Below are 16,150 nucleotides of genomic sequence, written 5' to 3' on the forward strand. Positions count from 1 at the left end.
CGGCGTCAGGAGGCCTTCGCCTTCTCCGGCGCGGACGACGCGGCGGCTGCCGCCGGGGCCGGCTTGGCGGCCTCGTAGAACTCCTCGCGCGGCGTCTCCATGGCGCCGAGCGAGACGACCTCGCGCTTGAGGAACATCGCGAGCGTCCAGTCGGCGAAGACGCGGATCTTGCGGTTCCAGGTCGGCATGGCCACGCCGTGGTAGCCACGGTGCATGTACCAGGCCAGCCGGCCCTTGAGCTTGATCTTCATCTTGCCCATGACGATCATCGCGACGCCCTTGTGCATGCCGAGACCGGCGACCGCACCCTTGTTGGCGTGGCTGTACTCCTTCTGCGGGAAGCCCCGCATACCGGAGATCACGTTGTCGCCGAGGACCTTCGCCTGCCGGAGCGCGTGCTGCGCGTTCGGCGGGCACCAGGCGTTCGGGTTGCCGGCCTTGCGGCCGACGACGTCCGGGACCTGGGCGTTGTCGCCGGCGGCCCAGATGTAGTCCGTGCCCTGCACCTGGAGCTTCTCGCTGGTGTCCACATGGCCGCGCGGGCCGAGCGGCAGACCGTAGCGGGCGAGCGCCGGGTTCGGCTTGACGCCGGCCGTCCACACGATGGTGTTGGAGTCGACCTCAAGGCCGTTGTTGAGCACGACGTGGCCGTCCACGCAGGAGTCCATGCCGGTCTTCAGATAGACCTCGACACCACGGCTCTCCAGGTGCTCCTTGCCCCAGGCACCCAGCTTCGGGCCGACCTCGGGAAGGATCTTGTCGGCGACGTCGACGAGGAGGAAGCGCATGTCCTCGCGCTTCACGTTCGTGTAGTACTTCGCCGCGTCGCGCGCCAGGTCCTCGACCTCACCGATGGTCTCCGCACCGGCGAAGCCGCCGCCCACGAAGACGAAGGTCAGCGCCTTGCGGCGGACCTCCTCGTCGGTGGTGGAGTCGGCCTTGTCGAGCTGCTCCAGTACGTGGTTGCGCAGCCCTATGGCCTCCTCGATGCCCTTCATACCGATGCCCTGCTCGGCGAGGCCGGGGATCGGGAAGGTACGGGAGACGGCGCCGAGGGCGACGACGAGGTAGTCGAAGGGCAGCTCATAGGCCTCGCCGACGAGCGGCGCGACCGTGGCGACCTTGCGGTCCTGGTCGATGGTCGTGACCCGGCCGGTGAGCACCTCAGCCTTGGGCAGCACGCGTCGCAGCGGGACGACGACATGCCGAGGCGAAATGCTGCCGGCGGCGGCTTCGGGGAGGAAGGGCTGGTACGTCATGTACGAGCGAGGGTCAACGACCGTGACGGTCGCCTCCCCGTAGCGCATCTTCTTCAGAATGCGACGAGCTGCGTACAGGCCTACGTACCCACCGCCTACAACGAGGATCCTGGGACGCTCCGTGGTGCTCATGCCATCGAGTATCCACCCCTCTCAGGGGGGTGGCTCGTGAGCCCCTTCACAAGGTATGGGCCCCCTAGTGCTACACTGCGCGGCCCGCGTGATCGACGTCATGGTCCACAGGGGGAACCAGGCGACGGGTTTAGTCGTTGCGCACCCCTCGTGAGCTGGCCCTCAGCACCTGACCGGGGGTGAACCACCCCGCCCCATTCATACGCGCGTAACGTGCCCGGAACCGCCCGGTATAAGGGCGCAGGGGCCCCTTGGGCCTAACAGAACGCCCTCCGGATCAACCCCACCACTCCCCAGGGCCGATTTCCTTGTGAAGAAGTTCACGAACTTTCTCGCGGGGCCGTCGCGACCGCTCGCCGACGGGGCTCCGGGGGCCCTGCCGGCCGGGGCTGCTCGCAGGGCCTGCCGGCCGGGCCCTGCCTACGGAAAGTCGGTGCGGGCCTGGTTGATGAGGCGGTTCATGGGCGGACCACCGGCCGCCCAGTTGTCGTCGTCGAAGTTGAGCGTGCCCTCGGCGCTGACCACCGAGACCACGCGGGGGAAGTCCTCGTTGGCCCAGAACGCGAAGAACGCACTGCCGGAGGCACGGTGATCGAGGGCTGCCCGCCCCCCTGCCCTGCCTGCCCCGAACCCCGACTCGGTGTCCATTTGAAGTGTTCTCCTGGCTGAAGCCGGGAGATTCCTGCCTACCTTGCGGTGGCAGGCTTGACGCGACGAGCGCGCCTGACGACTGCCCTCCCGGCAGCCGGGATGAGCGCGAGTCCCATCCGGTACAGGTGCAAGACGTTCCGGGACGCGTTGTGGTCGGCGTTGCCTGACCATCCGCAGTCTTCGTTCTTGCATACGAACACGGCCTGGGACTCCCGACTGCCCGGTGTGATGAAGCCGCACATCGAGCAGCGCTGGGAGGTGCCGGGGGCGGGGACCTTATGCAGGGTGCCGCCCAGGCGGGCGGACTTGTACGTCAGCATCGTCACGGTACGGCCCCATGCCTCCTGGCTGATGGAGCGGTTCAGGCCGGACTTCTGAGCGACGTTCTTCCCGGGTTCCTCAACGGTGCCCCTGGCGCTCTTGGTCATGTTCGTGATGTCCAGTTGTTCCACCACGATCACGCCGTACGTCCGGGCGAGTTCGGTGGTGGTCCGGTGCTGCCAGTCGGTTGCCCTGCGCTTGGCTCTCGCACGAAGGCCTGCGATCTGGTCATAGGTGGCCCGCAACCGGTTCGAGGTCTTCTGTCCCGGCTTGCGGAAGCTCTTGCGGTGCGCGGCCCGCTGCTCCAGGCGGAGCAGCTTCGCCTTGTCGTCGGTGGTCAGCCACTTGTCCCGGTCGGCCTTGCCGTCCTCGGTCCTGGCCGGGCGCCGGTGGTCCTGGTGGTTTTTGTCGGAGAGGGCAAGAGGCACAGTGACGCCGACGTCGATACCGACCTCCGGCCCCTGGTGGGGCTCGGGCTTCGGCTCGAATGTCTGGACACGGAAGGTGACGTGCCAGCCGAGGGCGTCCTTGACCATCCGGGCCCCGGTGACGCGGTTCTCGGCGCTGGCATGCTTGCCGACCGGGAGATCTTTTGTCCAGCGGAAGCGGACGCGGCCGATCTTGGGGATGTTGACCATGCCCCAGCGGCGGTGGACGCGGGTGATGTTCAGGTCCCGGCCCTGCGGGATGTCCACCGACATCACCGATCGGAAGCGGGCCTTGAAGTTCGGCGCGTCGGCACGGCCGTCCCAGCAGTTCTTCCACGCCTGGAAGTACGCTTTCAACACGGCCTGTGACGCCTGAGCCGGGAGCACGCCGAGCCAGTCGATCTCTTTGCGGGCCTCACGTATCGCGGCATCGGCCGCGGCGAGCGAACGCTTCTCCTTGGGGAGCATCGTCCACCAGTCGTGCAGGCAGTTCCACATCGTGCGCGCCGCGTGTGCCTGATCGTCCATGAGCCGGACCTGCGCAGGCGTCAGCGCCAGCCGGGCGCGATGCCCGAACTGCCGCTTCTCATACGAAAGTTCACCGCTCACGCCACCACTGTACCATTTAGTTTATATCGCCACGATAGAACCGAAATCTTGACGTACGCACCGGCCGACACATCGAGATGCTGACACGCCGCGAAGAGATCACGCGAGAGGTCTGCCAGGACTTCCAGGCCGAGCTGAAGCAGTTCAACGGCGAAGAGGATCACGTCCACCTGTTGGTGCACTACCCGCCCAAGGTCCAGCCCTCCAAGCTGGTCAACTTCCTCGAAGGCGTCTCCGCCCGCCTGCTACGCAAGGAGTACGACGCGCATATCCGCCGGCACTTGCGGGGCGGACACTTCCGGTCCGGCTCACACGTCGCCGGAAGCTGCGGCGCGGCACCGCCGACCGTCGCACGCCAGTACATCGAGAATCAACAGCGCCCCGTGTGACCCGGCTGAGGCCAACAGTGCAGATCCACACCCAAAGCCGAGGCCAGAGCCAATTTTGAGATGCGCTTCACGACCACCCTGAAGGGCGGCGCACTGCGCAAGATCGCGGGTGACCGATTCGTTCAAGACCGCGTCGGCGGCGGCTTCGTACGATCGTGGCCATGGAGAGCACCGCTTCGGCCTCACGGCACATCAGCACACATATCGACCGCCCTGTTAGGGAGGTCTACGACTACGCGTCGAACCCGTCCAACCTGCCCGAGTGGGCTCATGGGCTGGGGGGCTCCATCAACAAGATCGACGGGCAGTGGATCGCCAAGTCGTCGCCCATGGGGCGGGTCGTGGTCGCCTTCGTGCCAGAGAACGAGCTTGGTGTACTCGATCACGACGTCACCTTGCCCTCGGGGGAGATCGTCTACAACCCGGTGCGAGTGATCGCCGACGGCGCCGGCTGCGAGGTGGTGTTCACCCTCCGCCGACGACCGGGGATGAGCGACGAGGACTTCCAACGAGACGCGGACGCGGTACGCGCCGACCTCACCATGCTCAGGCGGGTGATGGAGGGCGGGTAATGGTGGGTGGGGGCGCGGGAGTTGAGTGGGGCGGCCCGGCCCCGGCTCGGCCACCCCACTCCACTACCGCGCACCCACGCTCACAGCCGACCCAGCATGGCCGCCACGGCGATTACCCACAGGCTCGCGCCGACCGTTACCGCAATGGCGGTGATGCGCGTCATTCGCGGTCCCTCGTGCCCGGGGGCGGATAGCCGAAGATCCGCTCGTACAGAGCCGCTTCGTCCGGCTCCTGGAGGGCGAACAGCGCTTCCCAGCGCTTGCGTTCCCGGTGGGCACGTCGCCGACGTGGGCTGACCAACCGTACGGGGACGGAGAGTGCGCCTGTCCACCAGCGCCGCGTCCGCTTCATACGCCACCCCTGCTGCTCCGCTTGTTGCGCTCCGCCACCCGCGCACTGAGGTCTTCGGGCGACCCACCGGGGGGCTCGTCGCCGGGCCGACCTTGCCCCGCACCATCGATCGGGTCCTTCCACACAAGGAGCGCGCCGTTCGCGCCGAACGTGGCGATCAGCAGGGACAGCAGCCGTCGTGCGTCGCTAGTCGTCATCGGACAACCGCCGCCGCATCAGTCCGGCCTCAACTTCCCGCATCAGCTCCGGGGTTGCCGTCGCGTATCCGTCGCGCGGCACCCACTCCGGGACGAGTCGCCAGAAGTCCTCGGTCGCGTCTTCGGTCGGATCCACCATGCCTCACCCTTCTTACGATTAGTTACGAACCATGTTCAGAGTGCGACGTACCGCGCTACGTTGGGAAGCGGTTCACCGTCCGACCTGCGCATTGGTCTCACTGGCGCGCCTCCACACGCCTGACCTGCATGGATACGACGAGTGACGTCGAGTCTCAGGTCAGTGGTCAAGGAGGTTTCGCATGACGGAGCGACGCGATGTTGACGAACCGGTGAGGAGTCCCCGGGAGGCGTTCGGCGAGGCGTTGCGCAACGCCCGTGAACTGCGAACGGCCGGCAGGCTGTCGCAGTCGGCCCTGGCGAGGAAGGCGCGTACGTCGAAATCCACCATCAGCCGAATCGAGCGCGGAGTCCCGCCGATCGCCAGCACCTTGCCCGCCGTGTTCGATCAGATCTTTGAGACCGACGGGCAGTTCAAGCGGCTGTACGAGGAGGTGGTATCCCGATCCTTCCCAGCCTTGTACCGGCGTCGCATGAGCCTGGAACGGGAAGCCGTCGCGATCTGGGAGTGGTCCCCCACGATCATCCCCGGACTCTTTCAGACCGCCGAGTACGCCCGCGCCCTGTTCCGGGCCAACAACCCACGGGCCACCGAGGATGAGATCGCAGGATTGATGCGCGCGCGACTCGCTCGGCAGGAGCTTCTACGGGGCGACGCCCCACCGAACGTTCGCGTAGTGCTGTGCGCGTCCGTGATCTCGCGTCGCATTGTGAGTCGCGACGCGATGCGCGAGCAACTGGCGGTGCTCCTGGGCCAGACAGAACGCCAGACCACACGTCTTCAGGTACTGCCACTCGACGCCGAACCGCATCTGCTCATCGATGGGCCGATCACATTCCTGACGGCGCCAAATCATGTGCCAGTAGTCTGTATTGACGCGTTCCGTACAGCGAACATCATCGATGATCCTGAACATGTCCGGACGGCCGTACGCGCCTACGATGATCTGACGGGCGAGGCGCTTTCCGTACGGGCAAGCGCAGCCTTGATTAGAAAGCAGGTGGAGTCACTGTGAAGTCCATCCCCGCCCCCACCGCGTGGGTCAGATCCACCTACAGCAACGGCGACGGCGGCAACTGCGTCGAGTGGTCCCCCACCCATGCCCACGCCCACAACCTCGTCCCCATCCGTGACAGCAAGGCCCCCCACCTCCCCCACCTCACCGTCACCCCCCACGCCTGGACCGACTTCGTGGCCTTCGCCACCACTCACGCCACCGCCTACGCAGACGCCGGCCAGTAGCGGATCTCCAGCATCGTGCAGCCCGTCTCCGTCCGGTACGGACCGTGCGGCATGCCCGGCGGGCGCGACGCGTAGTAACCCGCCGTGAACGTGGCGTCCAGCGTCAGGTCGTGCAGTTCGCCGTCGAGGAGGTAGACCTCTTCGTAGTACTCGTGCCGGATGACCCCCGCCTCGGAGGTGTCCAGGCCCGGGGCCCAGCGGGCGAGACGAGTCAGCTCCCCCGCGTCGCCCGGGGCCGAGCTGAGCACCCGTTCGGTCACGCCCGGGTGTCCGTCAACGTCCTGCCACGGCAGGTCCGCCGCGTTGAGGAACTCATGCATGTCCTTCATCCGGCGGCCTGTGCTCTGATTGTCGGCGTCCCGCATGGTCTTCGTCCTCCCGCACCGGTTCGACGCGCCCTCGGGCGCACGAGGGACAGCTCGTCACCCGCTGAACCACCTGGGCCCCGCTCCGGCGTGTGCCGGGGCGGGGCCATGGTACGTGCGGTGCGCCCAACGCAGCGCGTCGATCGAGACTCGCGTTGAGGGACTGCGCGACGATGCCCGACGCCTGATTCGCCGCGTCACACGCCTGGTTACCGTTGGACTAGTTGATCGTGTAGTTCTCATGGGGCACGGCGCGCTCCCACACCACTTCGAAGGCATCGGCACACAGCTTCGCCGCCGCCGGATCGTCGCTCATCTCCCCGCCCGCCGATGCCCCGTTTCCGGTGAAGTGGTTCCAGCGGATCAGCCGCGCGTCGATGAGCCAGAAGTCGTTGCCGGGCAACGCCACATCAGAGGCTCGACGGCGCGGCAGCCATCGGACCTGTTCGCCTGCCCCCAGGTTGACGGGCGTTCCCGCGTGCTCGTAGCGGATGTAGTCGCTGACCGGTTCGGAGACGATACGGACCCGGCGAACCACGACACCGCGCGTCACCGCGCGCCGGATCAACTCGGTCCACGGGCCCCAGTATGGAGAGCCGGGGTCGATGTCGCGTTGCCCCGTCGCTTTCCAGTGCGCGAAGTCGTCGGCCTCGCTGTCCACCCCGTACGCGTCGCGCATTTCCAGATGACAGGCCGTCTGCTGTGCTCCGTCAAGGAGTTCAGCGAAGCTCGGTACCTTCTGCGACATCACACGCCTTTCTCCAGAGCGATCACGGCACAGCACGTGCGCGAGACGGTCAATGGCTACCCCGCCGAGCACTCTGACGAAGAGGACAGCCTGTCCGCCCTGGTCCGGACGCTCGGCCAGGCCGGCGACACGATCGCCTCACGCGAGGAGTTCTGTGGCCACGTCACGGCCAGCGCCGCGCTGCCCGCCCGCCCCGCCCGCCCGCGCGTCAGTCGTTCTTTCCGGCTGCGTGAACCTCTTCCGCCACGGAGAATGCGATCCCGTCCAGGATGTCGTGTTCGCTGACCACGACCTCCTGGGCGCCGGTCCGTTCCATGATCGCGAGGAGTACGAGGGCGCCCGCGCCGATGACGTCCACGCGGCCCGGGTGCATGACGGGGATCGCGGCGCGTTCCGCGTGTGTGGCGTGGAGCAGGCGGGTGGAGATCTCCTGGACCCGGTCGTGGGGGATCAGGGAGTGGTGAATCGCGGCGGAGTCGTACTCGGACAGGCCGAGCGCGATCGCGGCGACCGTGGTCACGGAGCCGGCCAGTCCGACGAGGGTGCGGGCCTCGCGCAGGGGGACCGTCTGTTCCGCCAGGTCGAGGGCCGCCTCGATGTCGGCGCGGATCGCGGCGATCTCCGTATCGGTGGGCGGGTCGCTGATGACGCCGTCCCGTACGAGGTGGCGCTCGGTCAGCCGTACGCAGCCGATGTCCACGGAGCGCGCGGCGCGTACGTGGTCGTCGCCGACGACGAACTCGGTCGAGCCGCCGCCGATGTCCACGACCAGGTAGCTGTCCCCGTCGACCGGGCCCAGTTCCTTGGTCGCGCCGGTGAAGGAGTAGGCCGCCTCCTGGTCGCCGGTGATCACCTCGGGCTCCACGCCCAGGATGTCCAGGACGCCGCTGACGAACTCGTCGCGGTTCTCCGCGTCGCGCGAGGCGGAGGTGGCGACGAAGCGGACGCGCTCGGCGCCGTGTTCCTTGATGACGGCGGCGTACTCCCGGCAGGCGGCGAAGGTGCGTTCCAGCGCCTCCGGGGCGAGCCGGCCCGTCCTGTCCACGCCCTGGCCGAGGCGGACGATCTTCATCCGGCGGTCGAGGTCGACCAGTTCACCCGTGTCGGGGTGTGCGTCGGCGACGAGCAGGCGGATCGAGTTCGTACCGCAGTCGATGGCCGCGACCCTGGTCATTCCTTGTCCCCCTCAGCACCCGACGCGTCCTCATCGCCGGACGGATCGGATACATCGGATACATCGTCGGATACGCAGGGCGTCACACACGGGCCCTTCGCCCACCACTCCGGCAGCATCGCGATGGCCTCGTCGCCCAGCGGGTTCACCCCGGGCCCGGCCGCCAGGGAGTGGCCGACCAGGACGTGCAGGCACTTCACCCGGTCCGGCATGCCGCCGGCGCTCGGGAAGCCCTCCAGGACCTCGATGGCGTCGCGGCGCGCGATGTAGTCCTCGTGGGCCGCGCGGTACGCGGCGGCCAGCTCGGGGTCGGTCGCGAGGCGCTCGGTCATCTCCTTCATGACGCCGTTCGCCTCCAGCGTGCCGATGGCCGAGGCCGCGCGCGGGCAGGTGAGGTAGTACGTCGTCGGGAAGGGCGTGCCGTCGGGGAGCCGCGGGGCGGTCTCGACCACGTCCGGCTGGCCGCAGGGGCAGCGGTGCGCGATGGCGCGCAGGCCGCGCGGCGGGCGGCCGAGCTGTTCTTTGAATGCCGCGACGTCCGCGTCGGTGGGTTCCGTGCGCTCGGTCTGCGGAGGGGGCGTGTCCATGCCTGCCTAGGTATGTGCGGTTCTCGGGTGTTCTGTGGTGCTCGGTGTTCTGCGGTTCTCGGGTGTTCTGCGGTGCTCGGTGTTCCGTGGTTCTGGGTGCCCTGTGGTTCTCGGGCTGGGTCTCGCCTGTCCCGCCCTATCTGTCCGGGCGGTCCGCGTTGTCCACGCCGTCCAGCACGTTCGAGTACCAGGGGCGGTCCGCCGCCCCCCGCTCCTCGCGGCGCTGCTCGCTCACCTTCGGGTCGATCACGGTGTAGCCGGTCTCCCCCGGCATCACGTAATGCAGATGCTCACGGGCCAGCCGCTGGATATACGCGTCGTCCTGGAGCCGCGCCTTCTCGTCGCGCAGCTCCTCGACCCGCTGCTTCGCCTCGCGGGCCAGCCGCTCCTGGTCGGCGATCTCGTTCCGCTGCGACACGTACTGCCGCATCGGATACGCGAGCGCCACCACCAGTGTGCACACGACCAGAGCGAGGAAGGCGGCCCGGCCGGTGAGCCGGGAGCGGCGGTCCTGCCTGCGGGTCTGCGAGCGGTAGACCCGGGCGGCCGTCTGCTCGCCGAGCAGTCGCAGCCTGGTCGCGGTGGAGAACCGGTCCCGGTTCCCGGCCATGGCTCGCCTCCCCTGTTACGTCCCCTGTTGTACGTACGTCCCCGGACACGGTACGGGACCGCGACCGGGGACGTACGGACGACGGGCGGAGCCGCCCCTCGCCCTCATGTCCGGAGGATCAGGAGGATCAGGAGGAACGCATCCTCTTAACCGTTCGCGGAGCGAAAACGCGGGAACGCGCTGCGGCCCGCGTACACCGCCGCGTCGTCGAGGATCTCCTCGATGCGCAGCAGCTGGTTGTACTTGGCGACGCGCTCGGAGCGGGCCGGGGCGCCGGTCTTGATCTGGCCGCAGTTGGTGGCGACGGCGAGGTCGGCGATGGTGACGTCCTCGGTCTCACCGGAGCGGTGGGACATCATGCACTTGAAGCCGTTGCGCTGGGCCAGCTCGACGGCGTCCAGGGTCTCGGTCAGCGAACCGATCTGGTTGACCTTGACGAGCAGGGCGTTGGCCGAGCCCTCCTCGATACCGCGGGCCAGCCGCTCCGGGTTGGTCACGAACAGGTCGTCGCCGACGATCTGGACCTTGGAGCCGAGCTTGTCCGTGAGGACCTTCCAGCCGGCCCAGTCGTCCTCGAAGAGCGGGTCCTCGATGGAGACGAGCGGGTACGAGGCGACCAGCTCCTCGTAGTACTCGGTCATCTCGGCGGCCGAGCGGGACTTGCCCTCGAACTCGTACGAGCCGTCCTTGTAGAACTCGGACGCGGCGACGTCCAGCGCGAGCGCGATGTCGCGGCCGGGGACGTAACCGGCCTCCTTGATCGCTTCGAGGATGAGGTCGAGCGCGGCGCGGTTGGACTCCAGGTTCGGCGCGAAGCCGCCCTCGTCGCCGAGGCCGGTGGAGAGGCCCTTCTGCTTCAGGACCTTCTTGAGGGTGTGGTAGACCTCGGCGCCCCAGCGCAGGGCCTCGGAGAAGGACTCCGCGCCGATCGGGGCGATCATGAATTCCTGGATGTCCACGTTGGAGTCGGCGTGCGAGCCGCCGTTCAGGATGTTCATCATCGGAACGGGCAGCAGGTGCGCGTTCGGGCCGCCGAGGTAGCGGAAGAGCGGGAGGTCCGAGGCCTCGGAGGCGGCGTGCGCCACGGCGAGGGAGACGCCGAGGATGGCGTTGGCGCCGAGCGAGGACTTGTCCGGGGTGGCGTCCAGGTCGAACATCGCCTGGTCGATCAGGCGCTGCTCGGTGGCGTCGTACCCGACCAGCTCCGGGCCGATCTGCTCGATGACGGCGAGGACGGCCTTCTCGACACCCTTGCCCTGGTAGCGGTTCTGGTCACCGTCGCGGAGCTCAAGGGCCTCGAACGCACCGGTGGAGGCACCGGAGGGGACAGCAGCACGACCCGTGCTGCCGTCGTCGAGGCCGACCTCGACCTCGACCGTGGGGTTGCCTCGGGAGTCGAGGATTTCCCGGGCTACGACGACGTCGATGGACGGCACGAGCATCTCCTTCTGGGATGTGACGCTTGGAGTGCAGGGTCTCATTGGCCTTGCGACACGAGACTATCCGGCGCGGGGTCATCGGTCGGCCGGTGCCCGCCACCTAAGACGAAATGGGGCCCGATTCCCCTACCGGCGGAGCGCACCCGCCGGTGAACGGCCTGTGACCCGCCCGTGAACCGCCTGTGGGGGCCCACAGCCGAAACCCCGGCCCGGCGCGTACGGGGGATGACGCGCCCGGCCGGGGTGGTCTCGGGAAGGGCTCCGGTCCGGATGGAGCCCCGGGTGGGTCAGCTCAGGTGGAGCTGCTGGCCCGGGTAGATCACGTCGGCGTCGCTGACGATGTCCTTGTTCAGGTCGAACAGCTTCTGCCAGCCGCCCTTGACGTCCTCGGCCTCGGCGATCTTGGAGAGGGTGTCGCCGGACTCGACCTTGTACTCGCCGTCACCCTTCTTGATCGTGGCGGGACGGCTCTCACCGCGCGAGGCCGGCTGGGCCGCGTCGCGCGTGGTCTCCCGCTGCTTCGGCTGCGTCTGCTGCTGGGGGGCCTGCTGGGTCTGCCGCTTGGGGGCCTGCTGCTCGGGCTGCGCCTGCTGCTGGGTGTCCTGGGTGGCGGAGCCGCCGTCGTACGCGGCGCTGGACAGGCCCACGCCGCAGTTCGGCCACGCGCCCTTGCCCTGGCCGGCGAGGACCTTCTCGGCGACGGCTATCTGCTGGGACTTGCTGGCCTGGTCGGCGCGGGCGGCGTACTCGGTACCGCCGTAGGCGGCCCAGGTGGACGGCGTGAACTGGAGGCCGCCGTAGAAGCCGTTGCCGGTGTTGATGGACCAGTCGCCCCCGGACTCGCACTGCGCGACCTTGTCCCACTCGGCGGCGGTCGCGGCGGAGGCCGAGGTCGCACCGATCAGCGGGGCGGCGACGGCGGCACCGGTGACCCCGGCGAGCGTGGCGTAGCGGACGGCCTTCGACGGGCGGCGGTGCTTACCCTTGCTGGAACGCAGCAGCATGGAACATCTCCTCACCGACGCCTACGAGGTCAGCTGTCGGGTTCGGGCTGTGAGTTGCCCGGCCAGGTGCTCTGTCGCAGCTGGCTTCACCCCGAGCCGGTCCTCAGCCGTCTCTCGACGACCGGGGCCCGGCGGCGGAACCTTTGGGTCCCCCGCTCCTGCCTACGGCGCATGAAGCGTCGGTTACTCCCCCCGACCGACGGCAGGATTCGGCGTGACGGTCGACGGGGCCCGCGGTGCGAGCGGTTCAGACCGTAATCACAGGTCCGCCCGTTGTTCAAAGACGCACATCAAGGAAAAATCACCCTTACCTCCCCCTGGGACGACCTCATTTGCGCAGGTGAGAGAGGAAACGATCCAACCAGCTGAGCAAAAGACCCCAGTTGCGGCAAAGAGACCCTTGTCTCACTTTTACAGAAGCGGACATAGGGCCCCTAACTTCCCCTACTTCACGCCGAGATCCAGGGTCTGGCCAGGAAGGATCAGGTCGGGGTCGGCGCCGACGGTGTCCTTGTTCGCCTCGTAGAGCGCGGGCCACCCGCCGGGCACCTCGCGCTCGTCGGCGATGAGCCAGAGGCAGTCGCCCGCACGGACGGTGTACTCACCCTCCGCCCCGTCCGTCACGCCGTCCGCATCACGTGTCGATCCGTCACCTCGCGAGGCATGACGACCCGATTCACGCCCTTCGCCTGAATTGCCCGGTGCGGCATCATCCGCCGCGGCGTCGCCGCGGTGCTTGCCCTTGGCGGCTCCGGCGGCGGAGCCGGAGGACTCGCCGGGAGCGGGCGCCGCGTCGTCGGACGCGGTCGCGTCCGGCGCGGGCGAGGACGTGTCCGACGGGGCGGCACTCTCGCTCTTCCCGGTCTTTCCTGACGACTCGGCGGACTTGGACGACTCGGCGGGCGCGGGGGTCCCGGACGACTCGGGTGCCGTCTCCGGCGTCGCCTCGGGCGCCGTACCGGGGTCCACACCCGGCGCGGCGCTGCCCACCGTCAGTCCGGAGATCGCGGCGCAACTGGCCCACGCCCGCGGACCCTGCGCGTCGAGGATCTTCTCGGCTATCGCGATCTGCTGCGAGCGGCTCGCGAGGTCGGCGCTGGCCGCGTACTCCGCGCCACCGAAGTCGTCCCAGGTCTCCTGGGAGATCTGGAGTCCGCCGTAGTAGCCGTTGCGGAGGTTCGCGCTCCACATGCCGCCGCTCTCGCAGTCGGCGACGCGGTCCCACGTGGAGGCGTCCGCCGCGCTGGCACCGGCGGCACCGAGCAGCGGAATGGCGATCGCGGAGCCGGTCACCCCTGCCGCGACGATCAGAGCGGGGGCCTGGCGAGGTCGACGGTGTCGGCCGTTCCCGGAGCGCATGCGATTGCCTTCCGTGTGACTGATGTTTCGACTGCTGCGTGTGGCGGCTGAGTTTTCGAGAACGTAGCGGTACTCGAACTGCTGTCACAAGTCGATGCAGCGGAGATCACGCGAAAGTCACAGTCTTGACGGACCGTCAGCAAATCTTCAGCCGGACAATGGCGTGAACTGCACCGGAAGCGTGCGCAATCCACGCATGATGAGCCCTCCACGCCAGCGCAAATCGGCAGGATCTCCCGCAAGTCGCACATCGGGCAGCCGGGTCAGCAGGGTGGCGAGCGCGGTCTGTCCCTCCACCCGGGCGAGCGGTGCGCCGAGGCAGTAGTGGATGCCGTGTCCGTAGCCGAGGTGCTGATTGTCACGCCGGGAGAGATCGAGCGTGTCCGGATCCGGGAAGCGCTCCGGGTCACGGTCGGCGGCGGCGAGGACGACCAGGACCGCGTCGCCCGTCGCGATCCGCTGTCCGCCGAGCGTCAGCGGCTCGGTCGCGTAGCGCCAGGTGGCCAGCTCCACGGGACCGTCGTACCGCAGCAGTTCCTCGACCCCTGTCGCGAGCAGACCGGTCTCGCCCGCCGCGAGCGAGCGCTGGAGCAGCGCGCGCTGCTCGGGGTGGCGCAGCAGGGCGAACATGCCGTTGCCGATGAGGTTGACGGTGGTCTCGAAACCGGCGAACAGGATGATGAAGGCCATCGCCGCCGCCTCGTTCTCGGTGAGATGCTCCCCGTGGTCGCCGGCCCGGATGAGTCCGGAGATCAGATCGTCGCCGGGGTCGGCCCGCTTGCGGTGGATGAGATCGGCGAGATAGCCCCGTATCTTCTTGACGGCGCGCCCGACTCCGCCGCGTGGTCCACCGGCGTGGCCCGGCTTTGAATGTCGCAGCATCATCCCCGCCCAGTCGCGGAAGTCGTCCTGGTCCTCGCGCGGCACCCCGAGCAGATCGCAGATCGCGTAGATGGGGAGCGGGAACGCGAAGTCATGGATCAGGTCCGCCTCGCCCTTCGCAGCGAAGTCGTCGATGAGCCGGTCGGTCAATTCCTGTACGCGCGGGGCGAATTCGGCCACGCGGCGGGGCGTGAACGCCTTGGAGACCAGCCGACGCAGCCGGGTGTGATCGGGCGGATCGATATTGAGCAGATGGGTCATCAGCTCCGCCTTGCGCTCGCCGGGAATGCCCGTCTTCCCCTTGGCGTGCGCGGGCCCGGCGTGATGCGTGGGGTTCTTGGAGAGCCGCGCGTCGGCGAGGGCCTGCCTGGCGTCCACGTACCGCGTCACGAGCCATGCCTCGACGCCACTGGGCAGCGCGGTCCTGTGCACGGGCGAGTGCTCGCGCAGCCAGGCGTAGGCGGGGTACGGATCGGTGGCGAACTCCCAGGTGAACAGCTCGGGAGCGGGCGTGACCGGGGGTACGGGGGCGGGCTGGTGGCGCATGCCCCGACAGTAACCGGCGTCACCGGCGGGGTACGGGCCGCCGGGGTACGGGGACGACCCCGTACGGGCCGCCGGGGTACGGGACGACGCCGTACCTCCCCCGGCGGCCGTGCGGCTATACGGCGTGGCCCTCGGCCGTACGGATCGCGTCCCTGTATACGCGCGCCGCCGCGCGCAGTGCCGCCTCCGGGTCGACACCGGCCTCCTCCGCCCGTACCGCCAGGGCCAGCAGCTCGTAGCCGACGCCCTCGCCCCGCGGAAGCGGGACGTCGAGGCGCGCCGTGCGGGTGCGGCCCGCGAGTTTCGCGGCGAGGGCGAGGCCGGGCTGTCCGAGAGGGACCCCGTCGGTGACCGAGTCGCGCTGCTTCTCGACCGCTTTCATCCGGAGCCAGTGCGACTTGACGTCGTCGGGGGTCTCGGCGGTCTCGTCGCCGAAGACATGAGGGTGGCGGTGGATGAGCTTCTCCACGATCGTGCCGGCGACGTCGTCGATGGAGAACGGCCCGCCGTCCTCCTCCCCCTCCGCCGCGGCACGCTCCTCCGCGATACGGGCGTGGAAGACGACCTGGAGCAGTACGTCCCCCAGCTCCTCGCGCAGCTCGTCGGCGTCGCCGTCCTCGATCGCCTCGACCAGCTCGTACGCCTCCTCGATCGCGTACTTGGCGAGCCCCTGGTGCGTCCGCGTCGAGGACCACGGGCACTCGACGCGGATGCGGTCCATGACCTGGACGAGATCGAGCAGCCGGGCGCCCGGCAGGTCGTACGAGCCGGGGAGCAGCTCCAGGTCGGGCATCTTCACCTGGCCGGAGCCGGCCAGCCGCGCCAGGCCGTCGGTCAGCCGCGCGTCGGTCCCGTCGCCCTCACTGGAGGGGATGACCACGACCGTACGGCCGCCGGCGCAGGCGTCGACCAGCTCTCGCGCGGTGGGCGCGGCGTGCTCGACGGTGATGCCCGCCTCGCGCAGATAGGGCAGCTGCGGATGGCCGGCGTCGGCGCACAGCACCGCGTCGGCGGCGTGCAGCAGCTGCCAGGCGGGCCAGGACAGCAGCCCGGGGGCGACCCGGTGGCTGGCGGTCAGCAGGACGATACGGCCGGGGGTGGCGGAGGCTTCGTCTGTCACGTCTCGAACCTACCTCCGGCGCCCG

The 16,150-nt window shown here is 68.8% G+C and carries 20 protein-coding genes and 1 riboswitch; of the genes, 4 read left to right on the top strand and 16 right to left on the bottom strand.

The window, feature by feature from the left end; genetic code table 11:
• Window positions 1-5: 5 nt before the first annotated feature.
• From ACFRKB_RS29460 to ACFRKB_RS29470, 3 genes are all read right to left on the bottom strand, one after another.
• Window positions 6-1,391 carry an NAD(P)/FAD-dependent oxidoreductase gene (locus tag ACFRKB_RS29460; protein WP_383109594.1) on the bottom strand — a complete coding sequence of 462 codons (1,386 nt, stop codon included), beginning with the start codon at window positions 1,389-1,391 and terminating at the stop codon, window positions 6-8.
• Between the two features lie 420 nt (window positions 1,392-1,811).
• The gene (locus tag ACFRKB_RS29465) at window positions 1,812-2,039 is read right to left on the bottom strand and encodes a hypothetical protein (RefSeq protein WP_383109595.1); all 228 of its coding nucleotides are present in this window, start codon (window positions 2,037-2,039) and stop codon (window positions 1,812-1,814) included.
• Window positions 2,040-2,077: 38 nt separating this feature from the next.
• Window positions 2,078-3,319, bottom strand: coding sequence for an RNA-guided endonuclease InsQ/TnpB family protein (locus ACFRKB_RS29470; RefSeq protein ID WP_383109652.1), 1,242 nt, complete (start codon window positions 3,317-3,319; stop codon window positions 2,078-2,080).
• 158 nt (window positions 3,320-3,477) lie between these two features.
• On the opposite strand from ACFRKB_RS29470, the gene tnpA reads away from it, so the two are divergent.
• Entirely contained in the window at window positions 3,478-3,789 is a 312-nt protein-coding gene (gene tnpA, locus ACFRKB_RS29475) for an IS200/IS605 family transposase (protein ID WP_383109596.1), read from the top strand.
• A 161-nt stretch (window positions 3,790-3,950) separates the two neighbouring features.
• The gene (locus tag ACFRKB_RS29480) at window positions 3,951-4,361 is read left to right on the top strand and encodes an SRPBCC family protein (protein WP_383109598.1); all 411 of its coding nucleotides are present in this window, start codon (window positions 3,951-3,953) and stop codon (window positions 4,359-4,361) included.
• A gap of 160 nt (window positions 4,362-4,521) precedes the next feature.
• Here the strand turns inward: ACFRKB_RS29480 and ACFRKB_RS29485 are convergent, their stop codons facing one another.
• The 3 genes from ACFRKB_RS29485 to ACFRKB_RS29495 are packed head-to-tail and all read right to left on the bottom strand — an operon-like array spanning window position 4,522 to window position 5,049.
• Window positions 4,522-4,713, bottom strand: coding sequence for a hypothetical protein (locus ACFRKB_RS29485; protein ID WP_383109599.1), 192 nt, complete (start codon window positions 4,711-4,713; stop codon window positions 4,522-4,524).
• Window positions 4,710-4,910, bottom strand: a complete 201-nt coding sequence (locus ACFRKB_RS29490; protein ID WP_383109600.1) for a hypothetical protein — start codon at window positions 4,908-4,910, stop codon at window positions 4,710-4,712. The genes ACFRKB_RS29485 and ACFRKB_RS29490 overlap by 4 nt, the downstream gene beginning before the upstream one ends.
• Window positions 4,900-5,049, bottom strand: coding sequence for a hypothetical protein (locus ACFRKB_RS29495; protein WP_383109601.1), 150 nt, complete (start codon window positions 5,047-5,049; stop codon window positions 4,900-4,902). The genes ACFRKB_RS29490 and ACFRKB_RS29495 overlap by 11 nt, the downstream gene beginning before the upstream one ends.
• Before the next feature lie 181 nt (window positions 5,050-5,230).
• Here ACFRKB_RS29495 and ACFRKB_RS29500 point away from each other — a divergent pair, with 181 nt between their 5' ends.
• Both ACFRKB_RS29500 and ACFRKB_RS29505 read left to right on the top strand, forming a co-directional pair.
• Entirely contained in the window at window positions 5,231-6,064 is an 834-nt protein-coding gene (locus ACFRKB_RS29500) for a helix-turn-helix domain-containing protein (protein WP_383109602.1), read from the top strand.
• Window positions 6,061-6,291 (top strand): DUF397 domain-containing protein, encoded by a 231-nt coding sequence (locus tag ACFRKB_RS29505; protein WP_383109603.1) that lies wholly within the window; start codon window positions 6,061-6,063, stop codon window positions 6,289-6,291. The genes ACFRKB_RS29500 and ACFRKB_RS29505 overlap by 4 nt, the downstream gene beginning before the upstream one ends.
• Here ACFRKB_RS29505 and ACFRKB_RS29510 read toward each other — a convergent pair.
• The 10 genes from ACFRKB_RS29510 to ACFRKB_RS29555 form a co-directional block, all read right to left on the bottom strand.
• Window positions 6,270-6,656 carry a cupin domain-containing protein gene (locus ACFRKB_RS29510; protein ID WP_383109605.1) on the bottom strand — a complete coding sequence of 129 codons (387 nt, stop codon included), beginning with the start codon at window positions 6,654-6,656 and terminating at the stop codon, window positions 6,270-6,272. The two genes, ACFRKB_RS29505 and ACFRKB_RS29510, sit on opposite strands and share 22 nt — an antisense overlap.
• A 220-nt stretch (window positions 6,657-6,876) precedes the next feature.
• A complete protein-coding gene (locus tag ACFRKB_RS29515) occupies window positions 6,877-7,404 on the bottom strand; it encodes a DUF6879 family protein (protein ID WP_383109606.1) in 528 nt (175 codons plus the stop codon).
• 208 nt (window positions 7,405-7,612) lie between these two features.
• Complete coding sequence (locus tag ACFRKB_RS29520; RefSeq protein WP_383109607.1) at window positions 7,613-8,578, bottom strand: Ppx/GppA phosphatase family protein; 966 nt, start codon at window positions 8,576-8,578, stop codon at window positions 7,613-7,615.
• Window positions 8,575-9,165, bottom strand: coding sequence for a DUF501 domain-containing protein (locus ACFRKB_RS29525; protein WP_383109608.1), 591 nt, complete (start codon window positions 9,163-9,165; stop codon window positions 8,575-8,577). Before ACFRKB_RS29525 ends, ACFRKB_RS29520 begins: the two co-directional genes overlap by 4 nt.
• A 136-nt stretch (window positions 9,166-9,301) precedes the next feature.
• Window positions 9,302-9,775, bottom strand: a complete 474-nt coding sequence (locus ACFRKB_RS29530; RefSeq protein ID WP_383109610.1) for an FtsB family cell division protein — start codon at window positions 9,773-9,775, stop codon at window positions 9,302-9,304.
• A 146-nt stretch (window positions 9,776-9,921) separates the two neighbouring features.
• A complete protein-coding gene (gene eno / locus ACFRKB_RS29535; protein WP_365973840.1) occupies window positions 9,922-11,211 on the bottom strand; it encodes a phosphopyruvate hydratase in 1,290 nt (429 codons plus the stop codon).
• A 290-nt stretch (window positions 11,212-11,501) separates the two neighbouring features.
• Window positions 11,502-12,218, bottom strand: a complete 717-nt coding sequence (locus tag ACFRKB_RS29540; RefSeq protein ID WP_383109611.1) for a transglycosylase family protein — start codon at window positions 12,216-12,218, stop codon at window positions 11,502-11,504.
• Window positions 12,219-12,221: 3 nt separating this feature from the next.
• Window positions 12,222-12,398: riboswitch (cyclic di-AMP (ydaO/yuaA leader) on the bottom strand.
• 264 nt (window positions 12,399-12,662) lie between these two features.
• Window positions 12,663-13,577: a transglycosylase family protein gene (locus ACFRKB_RS29545; RefSeq protein ID WP_383109612.1), complete on the bottom strand. Its 915-nt coding sequence runs from the start codon at window positions 13,575-13,577 to the stop codon at window positions 12,663-12,665.
• 147 nt (window positions 13,578-13,724) lie between these two features.
• On the bottom strand, window positions 13,725-15,005 hold the full coding sequence (locus ACFRKB_RS29550; protein WP_383109614.1) for a cytochrome P450 family protein: 1,281 nt from the start codon (window positions 15,003-15,005) through the stop codon (window positions 13,725-13,727).
• A 115-nt stretch (window positions 15,006-15,120) separates the two neighbouring features.
• Complete coding sequence (locus ACFRKB_RS29555) at window positions 15,121-16,125, bottom strand: nucleoside triphosphate pyrophosphohydrolase (RefSeq protein ID WP_383109615.1); 1,005 nt, start codon at window positions 16,123-16,125, stop codon at window positions 15,121-15,123.
• Window positions 16,126-16,150: the final 25 nt, after the last annotated feature.

It is taken from the genome of Streptomyces scopuliridis (assembly GCF_042790125.1).
GTDB classification, from domain to species: Bacteria; Actinomycetota; Actinomycetes; order Streptomycetales; family Streptomycetaceae; genus Streptomyces; species Streptomyces scopuliridis_A.